This window comes from Priestia sp. LL-8 (assembly GCF_036227845.1).
GTDB lineage: Bacteria > Bacillota > Bacilli > Bacillales > Bacillaceae_H > Priestia > Priestia zanthoxyli.
On sequence record NZ_JAZAQH010000001.1, the window covers coordinates 2,239,166 to 2,260,502 of the forward strand.

Sequence of the window (21,337 nt, forward strand, 5' to 3'; positions counted from 1 at the left end):
AGTATGCCCCGATTTTCTTTATATAAACGTATTTTTATAAAAAAAATCGGTTTTTTTTTCGTGAAAAATTATTTAAAAAAGTTTTGTTTACGCTTACATATGCATAAGGTTATACGCTCAAGGAGGAAAAAAACGGTTAAATCCAACTTGACACTCTTTTTCAGCATGTTACTATAGGAACCGTTGAAAGAAACGAGAACAAAAATACGAACAAATGACAGGGGAGATTTGATGGATCAAAAACAAAAAGTTGCTTTTTTAGGTGCTGGATCAATGGCAGAAGCGATGATTTCTGGTATGGTCAATGCAAAGAAATTACCTGCTGAAAATATTATCGTAACAAATCGCAGCAATGACGCGCGACTGCACGAACTTGAAAATAGATATGGTATCAAAGCAGTAAAGCGCAGCGAGCTGAAAACAGATGACATTGATGTTTTTATTCTAGCGATGAAGCCAAAAGGCGCTGAAGAGGCATTAAACGAATTAAAGCCTCAAATCAACAAAGACCAGCTTGTCCTATCTGTTCTTGCAGGGATTTCGTCTTCTTACATGGAAGAGTTATTGCATGATGAACAGCAGGTCATTCGAGTGATGCCGAATACATCAAGTATGATTCAGCAATCAGCAACGGCTATATCTCCAGGTCAATATGCTGCAATGGATGCTGTGCTAACAGCAAAAGAGCTGCTTTCTGCAATTGGAAAAGTGTACGTGATTGATGAGCCTCAAATGGACATTTTCACAGGAATTGCCGGAAGTGGACCCGCTTATTTTTATTTCCTTATGGAGCATATCGAAAAAGCAGCTAAAGAAGAAGGTCTCGATCCTGAGCTAGCACGTGAAATTGGCGCCCAAACCATTTACGGTGCAGCAAGAATGATGATGGAAAGAGATGAAACGCCGACGGAGCTTCGTGAAAATGTGACGTCTCCAAACGGTACAACAGCAGCTGGTTTAGACGCCTTAGCTAAACACGGCGGCGGAGAAGCAATGATGCAAGCAGTTAAAGGAGCATCAAAGCGTTCAAAAGAAATGAGTGCTCAACTACAAAAAGTGGCAAGTACTAATTAATTCGTCACTTATCTTCTTCGTGAATTCCTCACCACAAAAAAATAATCATAAACAAGAAAACATACAGAACACACTAGGAGTGATTTGATGAGTCCCGACAATAAGAAGCGGGTTGTAATTAAAATTGGAAGTAGTTCATTAACAAGTTCACACGGTGAAATCAGCAGAAGGAAGCTCGAGCGCCTTGTGGATCAAGTCGTAGACTTAAAAGACAGCGGTCATGAAGTGCTATTGGTTTCATCAGGAGCTGTAGCTGCAGGATACCGAAAGCTCGGCTGCTTAGAGCGACCTAGCTCTTTACCTGAAAAACAAGCAGCTGCCTCAATCGGTCAAGGACTGTTAATGGAGGCTTATTCGGAACTGTTCCTATCACACGGATACGTTGCTTCTCAAATCTTAATTACAAGAGACGATTTTTCAGACGAAAATCGTTACAACAATGCACGAAATACAATCAACGTGCTGTTAGAACGCGGCATTGTGCCAATTGTCAATGAAAACGACACGGTAACCATCAATCGATTAAAATTTGGCGATAATGATACACTTTCAGCTAAAGTTGCTGGACTAGTGGATTCCGACCTGCTTATTATTTTATCGGATATCGATGGCTTATACAGCGCGGACCCTCGCCAGGATCCAAATGCAAAATTAGTCCCTCACGTAGGGGAAATCACGCAAGAAATCGAAGAATCTGCAGGAGATTCAGGAAGTTCAGTTGGAACAGGCGGTATGCGCTCGAAAATTGACGCTTTCAAAATCGCTATGGCGTCAGGAATTCCAGCATTTTTAGGAAGAGCTGGCGTGCCAAACATTTTAACACAAGCGGTTGACGGAGATGCAACAGGAACTTATTTTGAATCTGAAGATGATTCTGCGAACCTTAATCAGAAAAAGCAGTGGATTGCGTTTAACTCTGGTCCTGAAGGGGAAATAGTAGTCGAAGATGCCGCGAAACGTGCAATTATTGAAGATAAAGAGCCTTTACTTCGCGAGCATGTTAAATATATTAAAGGCCACTTTAGTGAACGAGCAGTTGTACGTATTCTAGATAAAGAAGAAAATGAGCTGGCTCTGGGCGTGACAAATTATTCATCTGATGAACTTGCACTGAATGAGCCAATTGATCAACCGATTGTAGACAGCGAAGGTCTAGTGTGTCACTTAGAAATTCCAGTACCGGTCGGTTTGTAAGCAAACATGCTGTAAAGAAAAGGAGCCCTTCCTTTTCTTTGCATGATTGCATTTACCTCTTATGCCTCACACTTTAAAATCAAACAAAACTAAAACGAATCCAGGAGTGATTTGGTGTTACAAACAAATGAAAAGTATTCAGTAGAAGAACAAGCTATTTTAGCAAAAAAAGCAGCTAAGCAATTAAGTTTACTAACAACAAAGCAAAAAAACGATGCGTTGTTAACGATTGCTTCTACACTTGAAAGCAACACGGAGTATATTTTAAAAGCAAATGAAGTAGACTTAAAAAACGGAAAAGAAAAAGGTTTTGATGAAGCGCTTATGGACCGCCTTGCTCTTTCAGTGGAACGTGTAAAAGAATTTGCAAACGGCCTTCGTGAAGTTGCTGAGCTAGATGATCCAACAGGGGATATTTTATCAAGCTGGACATTGGATAACGGTCTAGATGTAAAACAAGTACGCGTGCCTCTTGGCGTTATCGGAATGATTTATGAAGCACGTCCAAACGTAACGGTAGATGCAACAGGGCTAGCGTTGAAATCTGGAAATGCTATTGTGTTAAAAGGCGGCTCTTCAGCTATTTCATCTAACCAAGCTATCGTGGACATTATTCATAAAGCTCTTGATGAAACGCCAATTCCTAAAGAAGCCGTACAGTTTATTTCAAGTACAGATCGTGCGGCTACGCAAGAATTATTTACAATGAAAGAGCATATTGACGTGCTGATTCCGCGCGGAGGGGCTTCATTGATTCAAGCGGTCGTCAATAACGCAACGGTTCCCGTGTTAGAAACGGGAGTCGGAAACTGTCATATTTATATCGATGAACAAGCTGATGTTAAGAAGGCCATTCCGATTTTAATTAATGCAAAAACAGATCGACCAGCGGTGTGTAATGCAGCAGAAACGGTTCTTGTACACAAAAATTGGCTCGATTCTCATAAAGATGAATTGATTCAAGCATTCAACGATCATAATATTGAAGTATATGGTGATAAAGCGACAGTGGGTGAAATTCCTGGAGCAAAACCAGCGTCTGAAAAAGACTGGGCTGAAGAGTATTTGCGCTTAGCAATTGCGATGAAAGTAGTAGAGAGTGTGGATGAAGCGATTGACCATATCGAAACATATGGAACAAAACACTCTGAAGCCATCATTTCAGAAGATGAACAAGCCGTTTCACGCTTTATGTCTTTAGTGGATGCAGCCGCACTGTATCATAATGCATCTACGCGTTTTACTGACGGAGGAGCTTTAGGATTTGGAGCTGAAATTGGGATTTCCACTCAAAAGCTTCATGCACGCGGTCCCATGGGACTTCCTGCACTTACGACAATTAAGTATATTATGAGTGGAAACGGACAAACTCGATAAGAAATGAAAAGCGAGCCTAATCATGTGCTCGCTTTTTTTTTATGAAAAGCAAAAAAAGTAAATGGAAGCTGATTTGTAAAAAATTATAAACTCTGTTATAATAGTAAAATATATAATTTTTGTGATCTTCATTTTTGTTCTTTTCAGACTATCCCGTTGTTTTAAGAAAAGCAACTGCTATCTGCTTTGCTATAACTTCATTTTTATTTTAGTCTTTCAAGACGCCGTATTATTCCTCAAAGATTGATTTACGGATGTATAGTATCACTTTATCTTGCACCATTTACCACATTTACACGCTAAGTTAATCTTCATTTATTATCCACTTAAAAAGTACTGTTTAAAGGAGACGATGTGTATGTATAATCGTAAAAATTTAGAGCCGGCTGTTATTGAAGAAACAAAAGTTTGGGAATGTACATCAGATACGTGTAATTGTTGGGTTCGAGATAACTTTAAAAGCGGAGATCAGCCAACTTGTCCAATTTGCAAAAGCGAAATGAAGCAAGCTGTAAAAGAGCTGCAGGTTATTCATAATCCTAGAGTCATTGATTAATAACTTTTAGGAAGACGTTTTTGAAAGGGGTTTGTGGATGTTTCTAGGAATTGATCATGTTCAGCTTCTTGGTCCAGAAGGATGCGAGCAAGAAGCAAGAAATTTTTATGAAAGTCTTTTAGGAATGAAAACTGTTCTTAAGCCGGAAAATTTAAGGCACAGAGGCGGCATATGGTTTCAATGTGGGACTCAAGAAGTGCATATCAGTATTCAAGATGACTACATACCTGCTAAAAAAGCGCATCCAGCTTTTGTCGTGGAAGATATCAAGACGCTTAGACGTAAATTGGCACATTCGGGCTGCGTTCTTTCTGAAGAAGAGCCTATTGCAGGGAGAGAGCGTTTTTTTGTCCACGACCCGTTTGGAAATCGATTAGAATTTTTACAATATGACAAATAAAAGACCTCCAAGCGGAGGTCTTTTATTTTAGGGCGTTATCTAAATACGTATATACCGTTTCTTTGCTAATTAATACTTCGTTCTCTCGGTCTTTATCTATTTGCCACTTTTCCCGCCCTTTTGCTAGTACTTCTTCGACTTCCTCCTTAGGAATGACAATGACTCCACCGTCGTCACCTGCGATAAAATCCCCAGGACGGATCTTCACGCCCCCGCAGGAAATGATCTCGTTTACTTTTCCTTTTTCTTTTTTGCTGCTTGCTGCGATCGTAGAGCCCTTACAAAATACGGGAAAATCGAGCTTTTCAATGTCTTCTTGATCTCGTATAACGCCATCTAGTACAATACCGCTTATTCCAACAAGTTTCGCCATGGCTACTACGAAATCTCCTGCTAAGGCACGGTTACAGTAGCTTTTTCCATCAATAACGAGCACACTTCCGGGCTCCGCTAGTCGAATCGCTTCAAGCACTGAGTAATTATTGCCAGCAGGCGTATCTACGGTAAGAGCCGGTCCGAATAGTTTGTAATGACGCTGCAATGGCTTAATGGAAAAGTCTAAGTGGTTTGCACCTTCCATTGCATCTGATAAATTTGCTGTTGATAATGGGAGTTGTTCATTCAACATCATATCTCTCCTTTTTGATTATACTCTATCTATATTCATATAAGAGAAAGCTCTTATTTATGAAATCGGGAGTAGATAACATTTGACTACGAATCGACTACAAACGTGGAATGTTAAAGGTGTTCAGAACCCTTTTTCGATGCATTGTACTATACTGAGGCGCTGTTTCCTGTATGGTATTCGTCATGTAAACTCATATCTCCTTTATTACCAATAAGAGCGAAGGCAGCGTATAAAGACATTTTTAAAAGAGGGACTTGCTACAGAACTCTGCGAAAGTAATATGCTGGGCAAAGTGTAAAATAAGCGTTAACGAAGATGAAGGGTCTTTGTTAGTTTTATAAATTTCACTGATATGTACATAAAGGGTCTTATATCCATATGAAACACGTCTAAATGTTTAATCCTGTGAACATTTAATGGAGCTTGATACATTTTTATATAAAAAAGTGAAACCTTTTGGTATGATGAAACGTAGGAACATATATGGAAATCATATATGAAAAAACATATGTGACGTTAGTCATTTAGTGGAGGGAAAGCAATGGTAAAAAAATTATTGGCCGCATTTATCGCATTAGCGGTTGTGTTTTCACCAGTCGGTGGATCACTTATTCATGACGGTTCAAACGTAGCAAGTGCAAAAGGGTATAAATCAGGAAAGCGCTCTTTTGACAGCGGAAGCAATAACCAATCAAGCTTATTTAAAAACAATAACAGTAATTCGGTTAAGCAAAACAATACGTCTAAAAACTCATCATCTAAAAGTACAGCGGCTAGCTCAAAGCGCGGCGGCTTAATGAAAGGTCTTTTAATGGGAGGAATCGCGGGCTTATTATTTGGAAGCTTACTATCTAGCTTAGGACCATTAGGCCCAATTTTAGGCTTTATGGTAAATATGCTTGTGATTGTCGCTTTAATTCTTCTTGTAGTAAAGTTATTCCAAAGCGTACGTAGCAACAAGCGTAAAAATGAGGAAGTGAAATCTTGGAGACAATAAAAATTTCTGAACAAGATATTATCAATGCGATGTGCCTATATATCGCAGAAAAAAAACAAGTTCAGCCTCAAGAAGTAGAGATTGAGCTAATGTATGATGATGACTACGGTTTTTCAGCAGAGTCATACGTACATGATCGTAAGCAGGTTCATATTACTTTGAACATTATTGAAGCGCTGCGCTATTGGTTGGATACGGAAATGAACGTAGACCCATACGCAGCAGGACTAGAACTGGAATTAGACGATGAAGAAGGCATTATCGCTTTTGCTAAATTAAGTCGATAAAGAAATCTTCAATGAAAAACCCGCTCACTTGAGCGGGTTTTTTTATCATGATTTTACCTGTTCGTTGGAACTGGACTTATCGCTTTTTTTAGTGAAAAACCACCAGTTAGCATCTCCAAGCAATTTCATAAGAGAAGGCACAAGAAGCATTCTGACAATCGTTGCATCGATAAATATAGCTAAGGCAATTCCTACGCCCATTTGTTTAACAGGCGTTACGTCTGTAAAAGCAAAGGCTCCTGTAATGACAATCATGATTAAAGCAGCGCTCGTAATGATTTTACTAGTGGAAGCTAGGCCTTCTACCGTTGCTACATTGTTATCGCGGGTTTGATGATACACTTCGTGAATGCGTGAAATCAAAAAGACTTCGTAGTCCATGCTAAGCCCAAATACAAGGCCGAAAACAAAGACTGGCAGCACTAAAGCGATATTGGATTGGGTAAGACCTAAATGTCCATTTTGAAACAGCCATACAAGTAAACCAAACGTAGCTGTTAAGCTTAAAATATTCATAATGATAGCTTTTAAAGGAATCAGGACGGAACGAAAAGCAATCATTAAAATGACATAGGTTGAAAATAAAACAAGAGCCAGGCCATAAGGCGCCTTTTCATAAATTTCATCAAATATTTCTTGTTCGAATTTTGGATAGCCGCCAATATGAACGGTGAAAGGTGAACGTTTCTCTTTCCATTTTCGAACAAAATCTTTTGCCTGATCTGAATTTTGGTCTGTATCTAGCGTAGCTTTTATGAGCATATAATGTTCGTTAATGAACGAATCTACAGCTGGCTTTGTCTGCGCGCTTATCTGCGGGTTGTTCAGCATAGCTTGAAGCTGATCACTGGATTTTACGTTTAAAGTGGTAGAAATAGAATCAACTTGCTTAACTAACGAATCTTCTTTTAATTGTTTTATAAAAGTAAAGGCATTTGTTAAAGGCTTTTCCTTCAGCATATCTTGCTTAGCTTCTAACACAAAATAAACGTCTGCCGTGTTTTTATTTATAAACGTATCGTTATACGTGTCAAAAGCTTGACGGGACTCGTATTTTGTTGGCAACGCTTCTGAAGACGGTATTTCTAGATGCATGTCTCGAACGGGAATAAGTGCTACTAACAGAATAATAAGAGAAACAATTGTCATAGTTACAGGCTTTTTCATGACAAATGTAGCGAATGAACGCCACCTAGACTGACCGCCTTGTTCACTGACTTTTAAGATGCGTAAACGATTAATGCGTGTACCTAATATAGCCAGTATGGAAGGAAGCAGCGTAAGAGCTGAAAACACAGCAATAAAAACAACAGCCATTCCTCCAAGAGCGACGTTTTGAAAAATATCGACTTGGATAAACAGCATTCCCGCTAATCCAATAAATACGCATAATCCGGAGAAGATGACTGAGCGTCCCGCTGTTTGAATGGTGATTTTGATTGCTTGCTCTACCGATTTTGTTTGAATTTCTTCTTTAAAGCGATTAATAAATAAAAGGGCAAAGTCAATACTAAGAGCTAATCCAATCATTGGAATCACGTTTAAAATGAAGATGGACAGCTCTGTGTACGGATGAAAGAAATAGACAACGCCCATGGTGGTAACGACGGTTACAATTCCTATCATAAGAGGGATTGCAGCGGCTACCACGCCACCAAAAGCTAGAAGAAGCACAACTAAAGCAACAGGAATGCCGATTGCTTCCGCTTTTGCTAAATCAGCTTGGCTTGCTGTATTCATATCTTTTTCAATAATAGGACCACCGGTTAATTTTACACTAACTTCTTTTTCATCAGCTGAAAGAGTTCTGATCTTTTCCACTCGTTTATCCATCGTTCCATCATCGTGATTAAAGTGGATAATTCCATACGCTGTGCTTCCTTTTATCATCTTGTTAGAAGCCGTTGGTATGTCAACTTTCGACGCGTCTGATTTGTCTTTTGCTTTTTGCATATACTGAGCGATGGTTTGCTGGAATTTCGAGTCAGAAACTCCGTCTTTTTTTTTAAACAAAACGATGACCTGAGCTTCGCTAACATCAAATTTATTAACTAAAAGCTGCTCGGTATCCTTATACATTCCTTTCATTTCAAATCCGTTTCCTCCTAGCACAGAAGGAAGCTTAGCCGCATAAAAGCCAAATCCGACAATTAGGATGATCCACAGTATTAATAAAATTTTTCTGCCCGCATATAATGCGTTCGCTACTTTATTCATATTAACCTCCAATTTTTTGTACAGTTACTAGACTATTTTATACTAACAGTTATTGTAATTAGAAGAAGTATTGTGTTTTTTTGTTTTTCTTGCCTGAAAAAGCTTTTTAGATAGACGAGCAGGGGTCCTTCCTCAGTAAAATCGTGTTTATGTTTCAGGAGATTTAGGGAACACTGTACATAAATGCACGAAGGGGGATTTAAAAAGATGCAAATGAAACAGCCAGCTAAAATGACCAATAGTTATGGGTGTAAAAATGAGTATGATACATTAAAACGTGTGGTCGTTTGCCCACCTACATATATGAAAATTGAAGAAATTATTAATGAAACACAAAAGCATTATGCGGATGAAAACATTGATGAGAGCTTGGCTTCAAAGCAGCACCGTCAATTTGTCGAATGCCTTCAAAAAGAAGGGGTTGAAGTCATCGGGCTATCTGCACAAGAGCCATTTCCAGAACAAGTATTTACGCGGGATATTGGCTATACGCTTGGAGATACCGTTATTGTCACGAAAATGGGCAGCGAAATTCGAAGTGGAGAAGAACAAGTGCTAGCCGATTGGCTGAAGCAGAAAGGTATTCCTTTCCATCAGGTACCGGATCATCCCATTGAAGGTGGAGATGTGCTCATTGATGGACAAGCTATTTTTATTGCGCTCAGCGACCGTACAAGTAAAGAAGGCGTGGAGCATATCCAAGAGCTGCTTCCAGCGTATGAGGTTGTTCCGATTCCTATTGATCGGTCTTATCTTCATCTTGATTGTGTGTTAAATATTTTATCACCTACAGAAGCGCTTGTATTTTCACCTGCTTTACACGAGAAAGAATTAAATTTACTTCGCATGAAATATGACTTAATTGAAGTAACAAAAGAAGAGCAGTTTACGATGGGAACCAATGTATTATCCATTGGTAATCAACGGGTGATTAGCCTGCCAATGAATACAGAAGTGAATGAAGAGTTAAGGAAACGAGGCTATAAAGTGATTGAAGTTGATATATCTGAAATTATTAAGTCCGGCGGTTCTTTCCGCTGCTGCACTATGCCTCTTGAACGAGTGTAAAAAGCTTAAAAAGAAAAAAAGATCTCGGCGATAGCCAGGGATCTTTTTTTGAGGGATGTTGTATAAAATTTCAAGTGAAAGGAACATTAACCTATATAAGCTGTTGAAGGAAAGGAGTGATAAACATGGCAAATCGTAATCCTATTTTAGTTCAAGGTGCTGAACAGCTTCTTGATCAGTTAAAAACGGAAATCGCGGGAAGACTTAACGTTCAGCTTGGCGCTGAGCAAACGGCTCGTGCAAATGGTTCTGTTGGTGGAGAAATGACGAAGCATCTTGTTGCAATGGCGCAACAACAATTAAGTGGTTCACAAGGACACATTCGCTAGTCTGCTCTACATAAACACTTTGATGAAAAGTTCTGGCTCTTTTGAGCCGGAACTTTTTTTTGTAGAAAACATTATTCTACTTTCTCTTGGTCGTTTGATTTGAGATTTCGCTTGAAATTCTCCACTTTCAAGGTTGAAAAGTGCATAAAATGGGAAAAGAACAAAAAAAGAGAAAGTAGAGGTTTATCATGAAAAAGCTATTATCATTTGGAAAAAGTCTTGGTAAAGAAATTCAAGAAGACCAAGCAACGGGACTAGCGGCTGAGCAAGCCTATTATTATATGCTATCATTATTCCCTATGCTTATTTTACTGATATCGATTGTTCCGTATCTATCTATCAAACCGGAAGAGGCAATCGATGTCCTTCAAAGCGTTATGCCGGGAGAAACGGCTGCAATCTTTAAAGATAACGTAGCTCAATTTGTAAACCAACCAAACGGCGGGTTACTGACTGTAGGGATTTTAGGAACCATTTGGTCCGCTTCAAACGGTATGAACGCCTTTATCCGTGCGATGAACCAAGCCTACGATGTGAAAGAACAGCGCTCGTTTATTAAAGTAAGAGGTTTGTCCATTCTTTTAACAATTGGATTAATTGTAACAATTGTTGTATCGCTTCTTTTACCAGTGTTCGGAGGAGTTTTATTAAATTGGATAAGCGAATGGTTTTCTCTTCCTTCAGGTACAACAGTGGTTTTAAATATTCTGCGCTGGATTGTCGGTGTCGGCATTATGGTACTTGTTTTATCCGTATTATACAGATTAGCGCCAAACAAAACGTTTGCTTTTGCTCACGTATGGCCCGGAGCACTCGCTGCTACGCTGCTATGGCAGCTAACATCTTTAGGGTTCTCATTTTACGTAAGCAACTTTGGCAATTATTCTGCTACTTACGGAAGCTTAGGAGGCGTAATTGTTCTGATGCTTTGGCTATTTTTAACGGGGTTAATTCTCGTCATTGGAGGAGAGATTAACGCTATTTATCACCGAAACAAAACGGCTGCACCTCCTAAAGATACGTCTCAGGCGATGTAATAAAAAAGGAAACCTTTATAGAGGTTTCCTTTTTTAACGTTTAAAGCTATTAACAAGCTGTTTAAATGAGTTGGCTGTATATTTGACCGAATCTTTCTTGTACTGTATATCCGTTTTAATCGCTGCTTGTGTTACTTTTAAATGGTTTGTTTTTTCTTTAATATGATCAGTTTCGTTTTGAAGATGTTGAGAAGTGGCATTTACAGAGTTCACAGTTGGCTTGATTTTTTTATTAAATGATACGCCTGCGTAAATAAGATACGCAAGTGATGCCAAAACAACAGCTAAGCTTATATAAACAATAATCATCATTGTGCCTCCTTTGTACGTATTTATATTTATATAGGTGAGAATAAAATATATACGAATATCATCCTCTTTATTTAATTGTTATACCCATTTTTAATTAAAACAAACAAAAGCCTGCTGAGAAGACAATATATTGGATTTTTTCTGAAATTTCATTCATCATTACATATAGAGTTACCTTGAAAGGAGAGAGAAGAAGAATGCCGTTAGATCCGCATATTCAAATATTTCTAAATCAATATAATGAAATGCCCCGTCCTTCTTTAGAGGACGTTACACCCCCGCAGCTGAGAGAAATGGAAAAGATGTCTTTAACTCCTTCTAAAGAAGTAGTTAAAAAAGTATATAATGAAGAAATCCAATTAAATGAACGTACGCTCACTATACGAGTGTATGAACCTGAAGGGACAGGGCTATTTCCCGCTCTTGTTTATTATCACGGAGGAGGCTGGGTATTAGGAAGCCTGGACACTCATGACTCCATATGCAGGTCGTATGCAAATGAAACAAACTGTATTGTAGTGTCTGTTGATTACCGCCTTGCTCCTGAGGATAAATTTCCCGCTGCAGTAAACGATGCGTATGATGCCTTGGAGTGGATTTCATCTCACGCGTCTCAATTAAATATCGATTCAAACAAAATTGCCGTTGGAGGAGATAGCGCCGGTGGCAACCTTGCTGCGGTTGTAAGCATTTTAGCCAAAGAAAGACAAGGTCCATCCATTGTTCATCAGCTGCTTATTTATCCGTCTGTAGGATTTAAAAATCAGCACCCTGCCTCTATGAAAGAAAATGCCGAAGGATATCTTCTTTCAAAAGGTCTTATGGATTGGTTTCGCCTTCAGTACTTAAATAATAAAGAAGAAGAACAGCATCCCTATAACGCTCCGGTATTACTAGAAGATTTATCGAGTCTACCAAGCGCTACCATTATTACAGCACAGTACGACCCTCTAAGAGATAGCGGAAAAGACTACGCGGACGCATTAAAAAATCACGGTGTTCCCGTCACCTATGAAAATTATGAAACAATGATTCACGGGTTTTTAGGGTTTCATGAATTTGTGCCACTCGCTCAGCAGGCAATTAATAAAAGCGCAGCTCAACTGCGTCAAGTATTTGATTCTATTTAAGGATATATAGTGTCATAAAGCATATAAACTTGAGAAAAACAGCACATTGATGTGCTGTTTTTCTGTGTTGATAGGGAGAAAAGATTGACAAGAGTTTCAAAAAATAGCCCATTATCTCTTTTAAAGTCATTTTGTTTAGAGTATAGTAGAAAAGTAGGATAAAAACATTTATTGACATTAAGTAAGGTGATTTTTTGAATGATAAAAAACAAGTAGGTCAGCTGATTCAAGATCTGCGAAAGATTGCGGAAATGACAACTGTCGAGTTATCAGAAGGAATTTGTACAGAAGAAGAGCTACATCGATTTGAACAAGGTGAAATTCATGCAAGCAGTGAAGTTCTCTATCATTTATCGAAACGCTTAGGGGTTCCGATGAATTATTTCTTTGAAGCAGGAGAGCTAACGCCCAACGATTATTCAAAAGAAATTAAATCGACCATTAGGCATTATATACGAAAACGCGATTATGAAACCGTGTTACATATGGTGAACAAAGAAAAAGATAACCCTATGTTTCAAGATCCTTTTCACGCACAATTTTTTCTATGGCACGAAGCCATATGTGATTATTATATTGGAAATAAATTTGAACAAGCGCTTCGTAAATTGGAAAAAGCCATTGCGTTCACGCGTACGAGCGAACAGTTTTATTCAGAAAAAGAGATTGCTATTTTAAATAGTATTGCCATTATTTATGAAGAAGAAGGTCATTTAAAAAAAGCGTTCAGTACGTTTATGGAAGGATTGCAGCATATTGCTTTGCTTCCTAAGTTAAAAGATCCTCTTGTCAAAATTCGAATTTTATATGGATTATCACATGCGCTTTTGCAAATGGAACGTTATGAAAAGTCGGTTAAATATGCACAAGCAGGACTAGAGCTGTGTATTCAGCATGAGACGCTTTATTTATTAGGAGAACTGCACTATCAAATTGGGGAAGCACTCTGTCAGCTTGGTGAGCTTAAAGAAGGAATAGCCTACCTCGAAAAAGCTATTACTGTTTTTGAAATTGAGCAAAATGAAGCGTTTGTGATCATTATTAAAGAAGAGATGTTTAAATATCAAGAAACAAAAAAGAAGAGCTGATAGCTCTTCTTTTTTTATCTCCAATACACTGGATGTGGGTAAAACGGACGAGGACGAGGGTAAAAGTAAGGGGGGTGGTAATAAATAGGACGAGGATAAGGGTAAGGATAAAATGGACGTGGGCGAGGATATGGATAATAACCATAAGGGAATCTTTCGTCAGTTTCCTGGGGATTTGAATAATAATCATAGCCATATTGATACTCTTCTAAAGGTTGTTCCGGGTAATATGGATAGTTCACTTTTTTCACCGCCTAAGTTTTTATGCTTTTTACTGTATTCATTATAGAAAGAATTGGAGTATGTACCCATCAAATTTTCCCTTTGAAAATTCGACGGGAGATAAGGAGTATTTTAATAATAAAAAGAACTTAGTTGTCTTTTTTATTTTTTTGTAAGGTATCTGCTGTATGAGGCAAAGTAGGCAGTTCGAAGCTTTTAATAAAGGAAGCGTAAGCAATCGTGTCTTTAATAGGATTTACATAAGATAATTGTTGACCTTGGTAGCTGAAATTAAAGGTGATCCAAGCAAAGTCTTTATTATTGTTGGAAATCAGCTTTGCGTTATGTATAAAAGCAGATGCAGCAATCATCGCATCTGGGCCTTTAATTTTTTTATTTGATTCTATTTTAGCTTTTCTGCGAATTTGAGCTGCTAGTTGTGCAATTTCACTTGTAATGTCTACAATCTTATCTGTCATATCGTAAATATAATGGTTTTTTACTGCTTTGACTTGAGGATTTGTTTCTACTTCCCAATGCGAGAGCAGTTCCATTTCCACAATGGTAGGCATTAAAAATTCCGTATTATTTGAAATAAGTTCATTAATATACTCGACAACTTCCGGATAGTTAAGAGCATGTGAAGCCCAAATGTTTGTATCAATGATTACTTTTTCATCAAACACAAATCGTTCACTCCTCTCTACTAGCCATTTGTATCAGCTCTTCTAACCCAGCAGGAGAGTAAAGAGCTGCGGATTGTGAAAGTTGCTTGCTTAATAGAAATTTTTCATATTTAGGCAGTCTAGTTTTTTCTGATTTTATGTGTTTTTCTTGTGTGCCGTTTAGTAGACCGTCTCTTTTATCATATGTGCGTAGAGCTTTATTTTGATGTTTACATTTAAGATTTTTCTTATAAATTAGGGGTGATGGAGGTGATTGCATCGAGGATTGCATATAAGTTTTTCCACTTGCTTTTAGCTTAAAGTGCTTTTGAACTTCCTTGTTGTATGTTCCTTTTTGGTCATCTACCATGCGCTGTGCTTTCATCATATCCCTGCCTTTTATATAAATTTATATAGTATATGTGATGAATTTTTTCTTACTATTCCTTTTATGTAAAAAGATTAAAAAAGTTAGCTGCCTGTAGTTATCAATTTAATTTTCTCCCACGATCATCCATACTTTATTGACAAAGGAAAATTAATCATGGTATATTATCTTTAATTAAAGATATTTAAATTAAAGATAAATGACGAATGGTAAACTAGACGATTTATCCGGAGGAATGTAGAATGAACTACTTAAAAGGAATACACCACGTAACGGCTATTACAAGTAGCGCAGAAAAGAATTATGAATTTTTCACATATGTGTTAGGTATGCGTTTAGTTAAAAAAACGGTCAATCAAGATGATATTCAAACGTATCATTTGTTTTTCGCAGATGATAAAGGAAGCGCCGGAACGGACATGACTTTTTTTGATTTTCCAGGCATCCCAAAAGGTTTTCACGGAACAAATGAAATTTCAAAAACATCTTTCCGCGTTCCGAATGATGAGGCTTTAGACTATTGGGTAAAGCGCTTTGATCGCTTAGAAGTAAAGCATACGGGGATTCAAGAGCTATTTGGGAAAAAGACGCTTTCGTTTGTTGATTTTGATGATCAGCAGTATCAGTTAATTTCCGATGAAGGAAATCAAGGAGTTGAATCAGGCACTCCTTGGCAAAAAGGCCCTGTACCTCTTCAATACGCTATTACGGGACTTGGTCCTATCTTTATTCGTATTGCCGAGTTTAAATACTTTAAAGAAATGATGGAAAAAGTCCTTTTATTTAAAGAGATTGCTCAAGAAGGAGATCTGCACCTATTTGAAGTAGGAGAAGGAGGAAACGGTGCGCAAGTAGTAGTCGAACACAATGAAAAACTTCCGCAGGCTCAGCAAGGTTTTGGAACGGTTCATCACGTTGCTTTTCGCGTAGAAAATCGACAGGCTCTTGAAGAATGGATTAACCGAATGTCAAGCTTTGGTTTCCATACGTCTGGTTATGTGAATCGTCACTTCTTTGAATCGTTGTATGCAAGAGTGGCTCCGCAAATTTTATTTGAATTTGCGACAGATGGACCAGGATTTATGGGAGATGAACCTTACGAAACGCTCGGAGAAAAATTATCACTGCCTCCATTTTTAGAGCCAAAACGTGCAGAAATTGAGAAGCTCGTGCGTCCGATTGATACAGTAAGAAGTACAAAAGAGTTTGTGAAAGAATAGTATATAAAAAACACTCAAATAGCTATTTGAGTGTTTTTTGATGCTTTCTACTTTTACATATACCTGTCACCAATGTTTACTTAAAAAATGCTAATGTGCTACAAGGAAGGAGTAGGAGTGGGTTGTGCATAGCCTTCTTTATATTTTTCATCGATGTCTTTGCGAATATCTTTTATTGATTTGCCTCGGTTATAGTCGAGCATAGCTTTAGCTGCAATTTCTATACACAATCCGCATTTTGTTCCATGATCATCCCAGACAACTGCTCCATTTCTTTTGTTTTTAAAAATAAAGCAGTCATAGCTGTTTTTGTGATTCGCTTCCATACCACACCCGCAGTAGCAAGGGATTTTTTCAAGTAGTTCACGATTTTTAGCAACGGATAAATAAACTAGTTTCATGTCTTTAGGCTGGTTCTTCAAAAACTGTGGTAACACATCTACTCCTGGAGTCTCTTCGCGAATATCAGCAACTGCAGCTTTATGATGTTCATGACCTGAATGTGCAGAAGAGTTTGTAGCAGAAGAAGTTGTTGTATTGTTTGAGCAAGCGGATAATCCAATACTTGTAGCGAGAATCCCCAGCAAAATAATTGATTTTTTCAATACAATTAACATCCTTTCATGTAAAAATAAACGATAGTTGCATCATACACGGCAGTTTATCTATGTAGATAATCAAATACCTGCTTGTTTATATCTAATTCTCTATAAGTATGCAGAGCGGTTATCGTGTATGATAGAGATGGACAAGGAAAAAATATGAAGCACGAATTTATCATAAGGTGGGTTTTGTAAGCAATTGGACAGAAGGAGAAAGTGAACGGAGGTTAAAAAGTAGTGAGTGAACAAAATCAACGTCTTTTTGAATATATTTTAGAGAATTCAGCCTCTATCAGTGAAGAATGGCTGCGCCAAAGAAGTAATATTAAAGGATCGATTTACTCAAAGGACGCAGATGCTTCAGTTGAGAAAAAGCTGCGCGAACAGCATCTTTATACAATCGAAACAATTGCGAGCGGCTTTCTTGATAATCAAGAGATTTTCAAACAACGTATGATGAAATGGACGACGGAAGTAGTAAACAGCAGAATTAAATTTGATACGCCAATTTACGAAGTAGTAGAAGCGCTAAGCAAAACAAGAAAAATTATTTGGACGTATGTCAAAACATATAGCCTGATACATTCATCTATTACAAAAGAAGATATACTGTCTTGGAGTGAAGTTTATCATACAACATTTGATAAACTCATTAATGAATTCTCCGAACAGTATTATAAAATCACAAGGCAAAAAATAAGCCTTCAGCAAGAGCTAATCGACGAAACGAGTTTTCCTGTTATTCCAATTGTAGATCACATCGCGGTCTTGCCTTTGGTAGGGCTTATTGATGAAATCAAAGGTGATTCTATTATCGAGGTTGTTCCAAAAAGATGTGCAGAAAAACATATAAGGCATCTAGTCATTGACTTATCGGGTGTAAATTATGTAGATACGTATGTCGCTCACAAATTTTTTGACTTGATTAACATTTTGCAGCTGCTAGGCATCCATGCGATTATGTCAGGAGTGAGTCCTGACATGGCTCAGACGGCTGTTAATGTAGGAATTAGTTTTAACAAAATTGAAACGTTTGGGCATTTAAAACAAGCTCTCTCTTCGCTTGGTGTAAAGAAAAAAGAAGAAGAGTAAAGTATAGAAATGCTAGATCGAAACGGAACTGTTTGAGACCTTTGCTTTCAGTTCCGTTTTTTTGTTTGTCTATATTCTGTATATGAAAATACAAAATGATATTCTGCTGCATTCAAAATCTTGTAAGCATGCCTTACAAACTCCTTTTCACATGGAGAGAAATGGAAGATACTAAGAAGCAAACGAACGGCGGTTTTCTATGCCAAACGTCTCGTTTAGCTCAAGAATGGAGGTGTAAGGAGCAGAATAAGAGAAGTACATAATGAGATAGTTAAAGTTTTAGGTGAGCACTGATAAGCCGTGTGATTAAGGAGGAGTTCTATGAAAATCATTTATCTTCTTTGCCTGCTTCCGTTTGTAGGAATATTAGGTTTATTGCCACTTGTTAACAAAGTGACGCCGTTTATTTTAGGTATGCCTTTTTTTCTCTTTTGGATTGTTATGTGGGTAATCCTTACGTCTTTTATTATGGGTATTGTGTACAAGCTTGATCCTGCTGTTAAAGGAGGAGATAAATAATGAATATCGCACTGATTATTATTTTTGGTTTTTTACTTTTAGCTATTTATCTTGGAATTCGAGCTACGCGGGGCAAAAAAATGGATTTAGAACAGTGGAGCGTAGGCGGGAGAGGTTTTGGAACCATTTTTGTCTTCTTTTTGATGGCGGGTGAAATCTATACTACTTTTACGTTTCTAGGAGGAAGCGCTTGGGCATATGGAAAAGGAGGGCCGGCGTTTTATATTTTAGCCTATATTTCTTTAGCATACGTGTTAGGGTATTGGATCGGTCCGCAAATATGGCGATATGCGAAGCAGCATAAGCTTATGTCTCAGCCGGATTTTTTTGTTTCAAAATACAAAAGCCCGTTTCTAGGCATCGTTGTTTCATGCGCAGGGGTGCTGGCAATTGTTCCTTATATTATTTTACAATTCAAAGGCCTAGGTATTATTGTATCTGAAGCTTCTTATGGCTCTATTTCTTCAACTGCAGCCATTTGGATTGGAGCCATATCATTAACGGTTTACTTAATGATATCAGGCATACACGGTTCTGCGTGGACGGCTATTGTCAAAGATATTATGATTTTTATTGTCGTATTATTTTTAGGAATATATATGCCGTTTCATTACTACGGAGGTTTACAGCCAATGTTTGAGGCTGTGCATCAAGCAAATCCAGCGTTTCTTACTCTTCCCAAGACAGGTCTAAGTATTTCGTGGTTTATTTCTACAGTCATGCTGACCGTATTAGGATTTTACATGTGGCCGCATACGTTTAATGCAACGTATTCAGCTGAAAACGAGAATGTATTTCGAAAGAATTCTATTATAAGTCCTATTTATACGTTAATGCTGCTTTTTGTCTTTTTTGTAGGGTTTACTGCTCTTATGCAGGTACCTGGACTACAAGGCGCAGAAGCGGACTTGTCACTGCTTCGTCTTTCCATTCAAACATTTGACCCGTGGATTGTCGGCTTTATTGGCGCAGCTGGTTTATTAACAGCGCTTGTGCCTGGATCCATGCTTTTGATGGCAGCTTCTACGTCACTGTCTAAAAACGTTTATGGCGTTCTTGTTCCCTCAGCGACGGGCAAACAAATTTCGATGCTGGCTAAATGCTTCGTACCGGTCATTGCGCTTGTTTCAGTCTATTTTACACTTCATGGAGGGAATACGATTGTAACGCTTTTACTAATGGGCTACAGCATTGTGACGCAGCTGTTTCCTGCTTTTATTTTTAGTTTAATGAAAAACAATATCGTGACTAAATATGGGGCGTGTGCTGGTATTGTTGCCGGCATTGCGTCTGTGATGTATATAACCATTACTGAAACAACGCTTGGCACGCTGTTTCCTGCGTTGCCACAAATCATTAAAGATACAAATGTCGGCGTTATTTCTTTATTTATTAATTTAGTTGTATTAATGGTGGTCAGTTTAGCAACGAAAAAAATCGCCGCACAGCCGCATTTTGAAAGCGGGGCGGTAGATGGAAAACAAATTTTGTGAAATTTTTTTTCCAATTGCGTTTTAAGAACATCATGAAGGGTATAAAAGTAGTGCATCAACAAAATGTTCAATATGGCTGCAAGATATAAGCAGCCTTCTCGATAAAATGTAACGATTGCGTTGTTTTTAAACATAGGTAACGAGTGTGAAAAGCAACAAGACGTATGCCACAAGCGGTGTACGTCTTTTCTATGAAAGATATTTACCTAAAAAAGGAGATGATAACATGACATGTGAAAAAGCATTTGAGCAAAAGAAAGATCTTTTAATGAATCAAATTATTGAATCAGGTTATTTTAAAGCAGAAGACGGGAGACATTTGTACGAATTGAATTTAAGTGAACTAGAACAAACGCATCACGATCTTCAAAACCAAAAGGTAAGAGAAGTATAATTAAAATCCCCCAGATTATTAGAAATTCAGCTGATTTCGTATATGTGTGTAAACACCAGCTGTTCAGTTTGTTTCTCCGCTGCTTTTTTGCTTAAAAGCAGGCACGTTTCTTTTTCTTCCGGTGCGTTTACAGCCTCGCTGTTTCCAATCATACTCCTCAAACATATAACTCAACACTTAAGAAATATGCGAATAAAAATAAAAAAAAGCGCAGCTTCTGCGCTTTTTTTATTGAGTTAAAAACGAGTGGAAGCCGCTGTTTTTTTAGGTTTGCTCATTGCTTTTTTTAATACTTCAGAAAAATAGGGCTCTCCGTTAGGATTTTGCTGTCTTAGCAAGTCAATGGTTCCTTTCACGTCATCCATAGCTCTGTGAGCGTGCTCTCTCTCAATATCATGATGGTCAAGAAGCGTTGTTAGTTTTTTATTAGGAAAGCCGTACTCTTTCCATTTGACAGCACGCATAGAGCAGTGCCATTTTTGGTTAAATAAAGATGGATACCGTTTTAAAAGAAAACTGCGATCGAAAGAAGCATTATGAGCGATGATAGCCGAAACGCTAGTTAACAGCGATTCCACTTTTTTATCGTCTAATGTTTTATTTTTGACCATCTCATTTGTAATTCCCGTTAAGTTTGTAATATACGGGAAAATGGGAGTTGAAGGCATATTAAATTCTTCATATTCTTCTACAATGTCGATTATTTCTCCGGTAGAAGAATCGTAAGAAACAACAGCAATTGCTAATTCGATAATATCGCATGTTTGCGCACTTAATCCCGTTGTTTCAACATCTAAAACGGCTGCTAATTTCACTTGTTCAGTTGACAACTCGTCGCCCTCCCTTTCTATTTATCATTCTACTAGCTTATCATTTTTTAACAGAAAACGTTAGTAAAAAAGATGAGGGAGCACGTACATGGATTTATTTTATACGCCTGCGTGGAAAAGGAATTTACTTTTTTAAAGGAGATGACGATAGCAAAGGAGAATAGTAATATTTACTCATCTAAATTAAGTCTTCATTGAAAATAATGAAATGAAGG

25 protein-coding genes are annotated in these 21,337 nt (G+C 37.9%); 17 read left to right on the forward strand and 8 right to left on the reverse strand.

Annotation, left to right across the window (positions count from 1 at the left end):
* Window positions 1-231 precede the first annotated feature (231 nt).
* The 5 genes from proC (at window position 232) to U9R83_RS11320 (ending at window position 4,601) form a co-directional block, all read left to right on the forward strand.
* Window positions 232-1,074, forward strand: a complete 843-nt coding sequence (proC, locus tag U9R83_RS11300) for a pyrroline-5-carboxylate reductase (RefSeq protein WP_028413399.1) — start codon at window positions 232-234, stop codon at window positions 1,072-1,074.
* A gap of 87 nt (window positions 1,075-1,161) precedes the next feature.
* Window positions 1,162-2,268 carry a glutamate 5-kinase gene (gene proB / locus U9R83_RS11305; RefSeq protein WP_014460164.1) on the forward strand — a complete coding sequence of 369 codons (1,107 nt, stop codon included), beginning with the start codon at window positions 1,162-1,164 and terminating at the stop codon, window positions 2,266-2,268.
* 114 nt (window positions 2,269-2,382) lie between these two features.
* A complete protein-coding gene (locus tag U9R83_RS11310; RefSeq protein ID WP_140450838.1) occupies window positions 2,383-3,645 on the forward strand; it encodes a glutamate-5-semialdehyde dehydrogenase in 1,263 nt (420 codons plus the stop codon).
* A gap of 358 nt (window positions 3,646-4,003) precedes the next feature.
* Window positions 4,004-4,201: a cold-shock protein gene (locus U9R83_RS11315; protein ID WP_013056990.1), complete on the forward strand. Its 198-nt coding sequence runs from the start codon at window positions 4,004-4,006 to the stop codon at window positions 4,199-4,201.
* Between the two features lie 37 nt (window positions 4,202-4,238).
* On the forward strand, window positions 4,239-4,601 hold the full coding sequence (locus tag U9R83_RS11320; protein WP_115653857.1) for a VOC family protein: 363 nt from the start codon (window positions 4,239-4,241) through the stop codon (window positions 4,599-4,601).
* Between the two features lie 22 nt (window positions 4,602-4,623).
* Here U9R83_RS11320 and U9R83_RS11325 read toward each other — a convergent pair whose 3' ends face one another.
* Window positions 4,624-5,229 (reverse strand): RraA family protein, encoded by a 606-nt coding sequence (locus U9R83_RS11325; RefSeq protein WP_328575239.1) that lies wholly within the window; start codon window positions 5,227-5,229, stop codon window positions 4,624-4,626.
* Window positions 5,230-5,773: 544 nt separating this feature from the next.
* Between U9R83_RS11325 and U9R83_RS11330 the strand changes: the two genes are divergently transcribed.
* Both U9R83_RS11330 and U9R83_RS11335 read left to right on the forward strand, forming a co-directional pair.
* Entirely contained in the window at window positions 5,774-6,229 is a 456-nt protein-coding gene (locus U9R83_RS11330) for a hypothetical protein (RefSeq protein WP_013056993.1), read from the forward strand.
* Window positions 6,217-6,516, forward strand: coding sequence for a YxcD family protein (locus U9R83_RS11335; protein ID WP_014460159.1), 300 nt, complete (start codon window positions 6,217-6,219; stop codon window positions 6,514-6,516). Before U9R83_RS11330 ends, U9R83_RS11335 begins: the two co-directional genes overlap by 13 nt.
* Window positions 6,517-6,561: 45 nt before the next feature.
* On the opposite strand, the gene U9R83_RS11340 is transcribed toward U9R83_RS11335, so the two are convergent.
* Window positions 6,562-8,733: an MMPL family transporter gene (locus tag U9R83_RS11340; protein ID WP_328575240.1), complete on the reverse strand. Its 2,172-nt coding sequence runs from the start codon at window positions 8,731-8,733 to the stop codon at window positions 6,562-6,564.
* Window positions 8,734-8,940: 207 nt separating this feature from the next.
* On the opposite strand from U9R83_RS11340, the gene U9R83_RS11345 reads away from it, so the two are divergent.
* The 3 genes from U9R83_RS11345 to U9R83_RS11355 all read left to right on the forward strand — a co-directional run bounded on the left by U9R83_RS11345 (window position 8,941) and on the right by U9R83_RS11355 (window position 11,167).
* Window positions 8,941-9,801, forward strand: a complete 861-nt coding sequence (locus U9R83_RS11345; RefSeq protein WP_014460156.1) for a dimethylarginine dimethylaminohydrolase family protein — start codon at window positions 8,941-8,943, stop codon at window positions 9,799-9,801.
* Window positions 9,802-9,926: 125 nt separating this feature from the next.
* On the forward strand, window positions 9,927-10,130 hold the full coding sequence (locus tag U9R83_RS11350; protein ID WP_014460155.1) for an alpha/beta-type small acid-soluble spore protein: 204 nt from the start codon (window positions 9,927-9,929) through the stop codon (window positions 10,128-10,130).
* Window positions 10,131-10,318: 188 nt separating this feature from the next.
* Window positions 10,319-11,167: a YihY/virulence factor BrkB family protein gene (locus U9R83_RS11355; RefSeq protein ID WP_014460154.1), complete on the forward strand. Its 849-nt coding sequence runs from the start codon at window positions 10,319-10,321 to the stop codon at window positions 11,165-11,167.
* Window positions 11,168-11,200: 33 nt separating this feature from the next.
* Here the strand turns inward: U9R83_RS11355 and U9R83_RS11360 are convergent, their stop codons facing one another.
* A complete protein-coding gene (locus U9R83_RS11360; RefSeq protein ID WP_014460153.1) occupies window positions 11,201-11,479 on the reverse strand; it encodes a hypothetical protein in 279 nt (92 codons plus the stop codon).
* Between the two features lie 197 nt (window positions 11,480-11,676).
* On the opposite strand from U9R83_RS11360, the gene U9R83_RS11365 reads away from it, so the two are divergent.
* Window positions 11,677-12,609 (forward strand): alpha/beta hydrolase, encoded by a 933-nt coding sequence (locus U9R83_RS11365; protein WP_182420606.1) that lies wholly within the window; start codon window positions 11,677-11,679, stop codon window positions 12,607-12,609.
* A gap of 194 nt (window positions 12,610-12,803) precedes the next feature.
* Window positions 12,804-13,697: a helix-turn-helix domain-containing protein gene (locus U9R83_RS11370; protein ID WP_014460151.1), complete on the forward strand. Its 894-nt coding sequence runs from the start codon at window positions 12,804-12,806 to the stop codon at window positions 13,695-13,697.
* Window positions 13,698-14,068: 371 nt separating this feature from the next.
* On the opposite strand, the gene U9R83_RS11375 is transcribed toward U9R83_RS11370, so the two are convergent.
* Together U9R83_RS11375 and U9R83_RS11380 are read right to left on the reverse strand one after the other, a co-directional pair.
* Complete coding sequence (locus U9R83_RS11375) at window positions 14,069-14,605, reverse strand: PIN domain-containing protein (RefSeq protein WP_014460149.1); 537 nt, start codon at window positions 14,603-14,605, stop codon at window positions 14,069-14,071.
* Between the two features lie 7 nt (window positions 14,606-14,612).
* The gene (locus U9R83_RS11380; protein ID WP_328575241.1) at window positions 14,613-14,972 is read right to left on the reverse strand and encodes a hypothetical protein; all 360 of its coding nucleotides are present in this window, start codon (window positions 14,970-14,972) and stop codon (window positions 14,613-14,615) included.
* Between the two features lie 242 nt (window positions 14,973-15,214).
* On the opposite strand from U9R83_RS11380, the gene U9R83_RS11385 reads away from it, so the two are divergent.
* On the forward strand, window positions 15,215-16,192 hold the full coding sequence (locus U9R83_RS11385) for a ring-cleaving dioxygenase (RefSeq protein WP_243549330.1): 978 nt from the start codon (window positions 15,215-15,217) through the stop codon (window positions 16,190-16,192).
* A 98-nt stretch (window positions 16,193-16,290) separates the two neighbouring features.
* Here the strand turns inward: U9R83_RS11385 and U9R83_RS11390 are convergent, their stop codons facing one another.
* Window positions 16,291-16,797, reverse strand: a complete 507-nt coding sequence (locus U9R83_RS11390; RefSeq protein ID WP_208732324.1) for a PCYCGC motif-containing (lipo)protein — start codon at window positions 16,795-16,797, stop codon at window positions 16,291-16,293.
* A 234-nt stretch (window positions 16,798-17,031) separates the two neighbouring features.
* On the opposite strand from U9R83_RS11390, the gene U9R83_RS11395 reads away from it, so the two are divergent.
* The 4 genes from U9R83_RS11395 to U9R83_RS11410 all read left to right on the forward strand — a co-directional run bounded on the left by U9R83_RS11395 (window position 17,032) and on the right by U9R83_RS11410 (window position 20,292).
* Window positions 17,032-17,886 carry an STAS domain-containing protein gene (locus U9R83_RS11395; RefSeq protein WP_115653867.1) on the forward strand — a complete coding sequence of 285 codons (855 nt, stop codon included), beginning with the start codon at window positions 17,032-17,034 and terminating at the stop codon, window positions 17,884-17,886.
* Window positions 17,887-18,207: 321 nt separating this feature from the next.
* A complete protein-coding gene (locus U9R83_RS11400) occupies window positions 18,208-18,405 on the forward strand; it encodes a DUF3311 domain-containing protein (protein WP_045290266.1) in 198 nt (65 codons plus the stop codon).
* A complete protein-coding gene (locus U9R83_RS11405) occupies window positions 18,405-19,898 on the forward strand; it encodes a sodium:solute symporter family protein (RefSeq protein ID WP_014460142.1) in 1,494 nt (497 codons plus the stop codon). The genes U9R83_RS11400 and U9R83_RS11405 overlap by 1 nt, the downstream gene beginning before the upstream one ends.
* A gap of 226 nt (window positions 19,899-20,124) precedes the next feature.
* Window positions 20,125-20,292, forward strand: coding sequence for a Fur-regulated basic protein FbpA (locus U9R83_RS11410; protein WP_243549331.1), 168 nt, complete (start codon window positions 20,125-20,127; stop codon window positions 20,290-20,292).
* Window positions 20,293-20,318: 26 nt separating this feature from the next.
* Here the strand turns inward: U9R83_RS11410 and U9R83_RS11415 are convergent, their stop codons facing one another.
* Both U9R83_RS11415 and U9R83_RS11420 read right to left on the reverse strand, forming a co-directional pair.
* Window positions 20,319-20,444: a hypothetical protein gene (locus U9R83_RS11415; protein WP_279401010.1), complete on the reverse strand. Its 126-nt coding sequence runs from the start codon at window positions 20,442-20,444 to the stop codon at window positions 20,319-20,321.
* Between the two features lie 84 nt (window positions 20,445-20,528).
* The gene (locus U9R83_RS11420) at window positions 20,529-21,122 is read right to left on the reverse strand and encodes an exonuclease domain-containing protein (protein ID WP_014460139.1); all 594 of its coding nucleotides are present in this window, start codon (window positions 21,120-21,122) and stop codon (window positions 20,529-20,531) included.
* Window positions 21,123-21,337 lie beyond the last annotated feature (215 nt).

Excerpts from the sequence above, each read along its gene's own strand:
- U9R83_RS11340 (WP_328575240.1), bottom strand. The coding sequence starts at position 8,733 with ATGAATAAAGTAGCGAACGCATTATATGCGGGCAGAAAAATTTTATTA.
- U9R83_RS11350 (WP_014460155.1), top strand. The coding sequence starts at position 9,927 with ATGGCAAATCGTAATCCTATTTTAGTTCAAGGTGCTGAACAGCTTCTT.
- U9R83_RS11405 (WP_014460142.1), top strand. The coding sequence starts at position 18,405 with ATGAATATCGCACTGATTATTATTTTTGGTTTTTTACTTTTAGCTATT.
- U9R83_RS11360 (WP_014460153.1), bottom strand. The coding sequence starts at position 11,479 with ATGATGATTATTGTTTATATAAGCTTAGCTGTTGTTTTGGCATCACTT.
- U9R83_RS11330 (WP_013056993.1), top strand. The coding sequence starts at position 5,774 with ATGGTAAAAAAATTATTGGCCGCATTTATCGCATTAGCGGTTGTGTTT.
- U9R83_RS11380 (WP_328575241.1), bottom strand. The coding sequence starts at position 14,972 with ATGATGAAAGCACAGCGCATGGTAGATGACCAAAAAGGAACATACAAC.
- U9R83_RS11315 (WP_013056990.1), top strand. The coding sequence starts at position 4,004 with ATGTATAATCGTAAAAATTTAGAGCCGGCTGTTATTGAAGAAACAAAA.
- U9R83_RS11415 (WP_279401010.1), bottom strand. The coding sequence starts at position 20,444 with ATGATTGGAAACAGCGAGGCTGTAAACGCACCGGAAGAAAAAGAAACG.
- U9R83_RS11320 (WP_115653857.1), top strand. The coding sequence starts at position 4,239 with ATGTTTCTAGGAATTGATCATGTTCAGCTTCTTGGTCCAGAAGGATGC.
- U9R83_RS11365 (WP_182420606.1), top strand. The coding sequence starts at position 11,677 with ATGCCGTTAGATCCGCATATTCAAATATTTCTAAATCAATATAATGAA.
- U9R83_RS11355 (WP_014460154.1), top strand. The coding sequence starts at position 10,319 with ATGAAAAAGCTATTATCATTTGGAAAAAGTCTTGGTAAAGAAATTCAA.
- U9R83_RS11325 (WP_328575239.1), bottom strand. The coding sequence starts at position 5,229 with ATGTTGAATGAACAACTCCCATTATCAACAGCAAATTTATCAGATGCA.
- U9R83_RS11410 (WP_243549331.1), top strand. The coding sequence starts at position 20,125 with ATGACATGTGAAAAAGCATTTGAGCAAAAGAAAGATCTTTTAATGAAT.
- U9R83_RS11385 (WP_243549330.1), top strand. The coding sequence starts at position 15,215 with ATGAACTACTTAAAAGGAATACACCACGTAACGGCTATTACAAGTAGC.
- proC (WP_028413399.1), top strand. The coding sequence starts at position 232 with ATGGATCAAAAACAAAAAGTTGCTTTTTTAGGTGCTGGATCAATGGCA.
- U9R83_RS11345 (WP_014460156.1), top strand. The coding sequence starts at position 8,941 with ATGCAAATGAAACAGCCAGCTAAAATGACCAATAGTTATGGGTGTAAA.
- proB (WP_014460164.1), top strand. The coding sequence starts at position 1,162 with ATGAGTCCCGACAATAAGAAGCGGGTTGTAATTAAAATTGGAAGTAGT.
- U9R83_RS11400 (WP_045290266.1), top strand. The coding sequence starts at position 18,208 with ATGAAAATCATTTATCTTCTTTGCCTGCTTCCGTTTGTAGGAATATTA.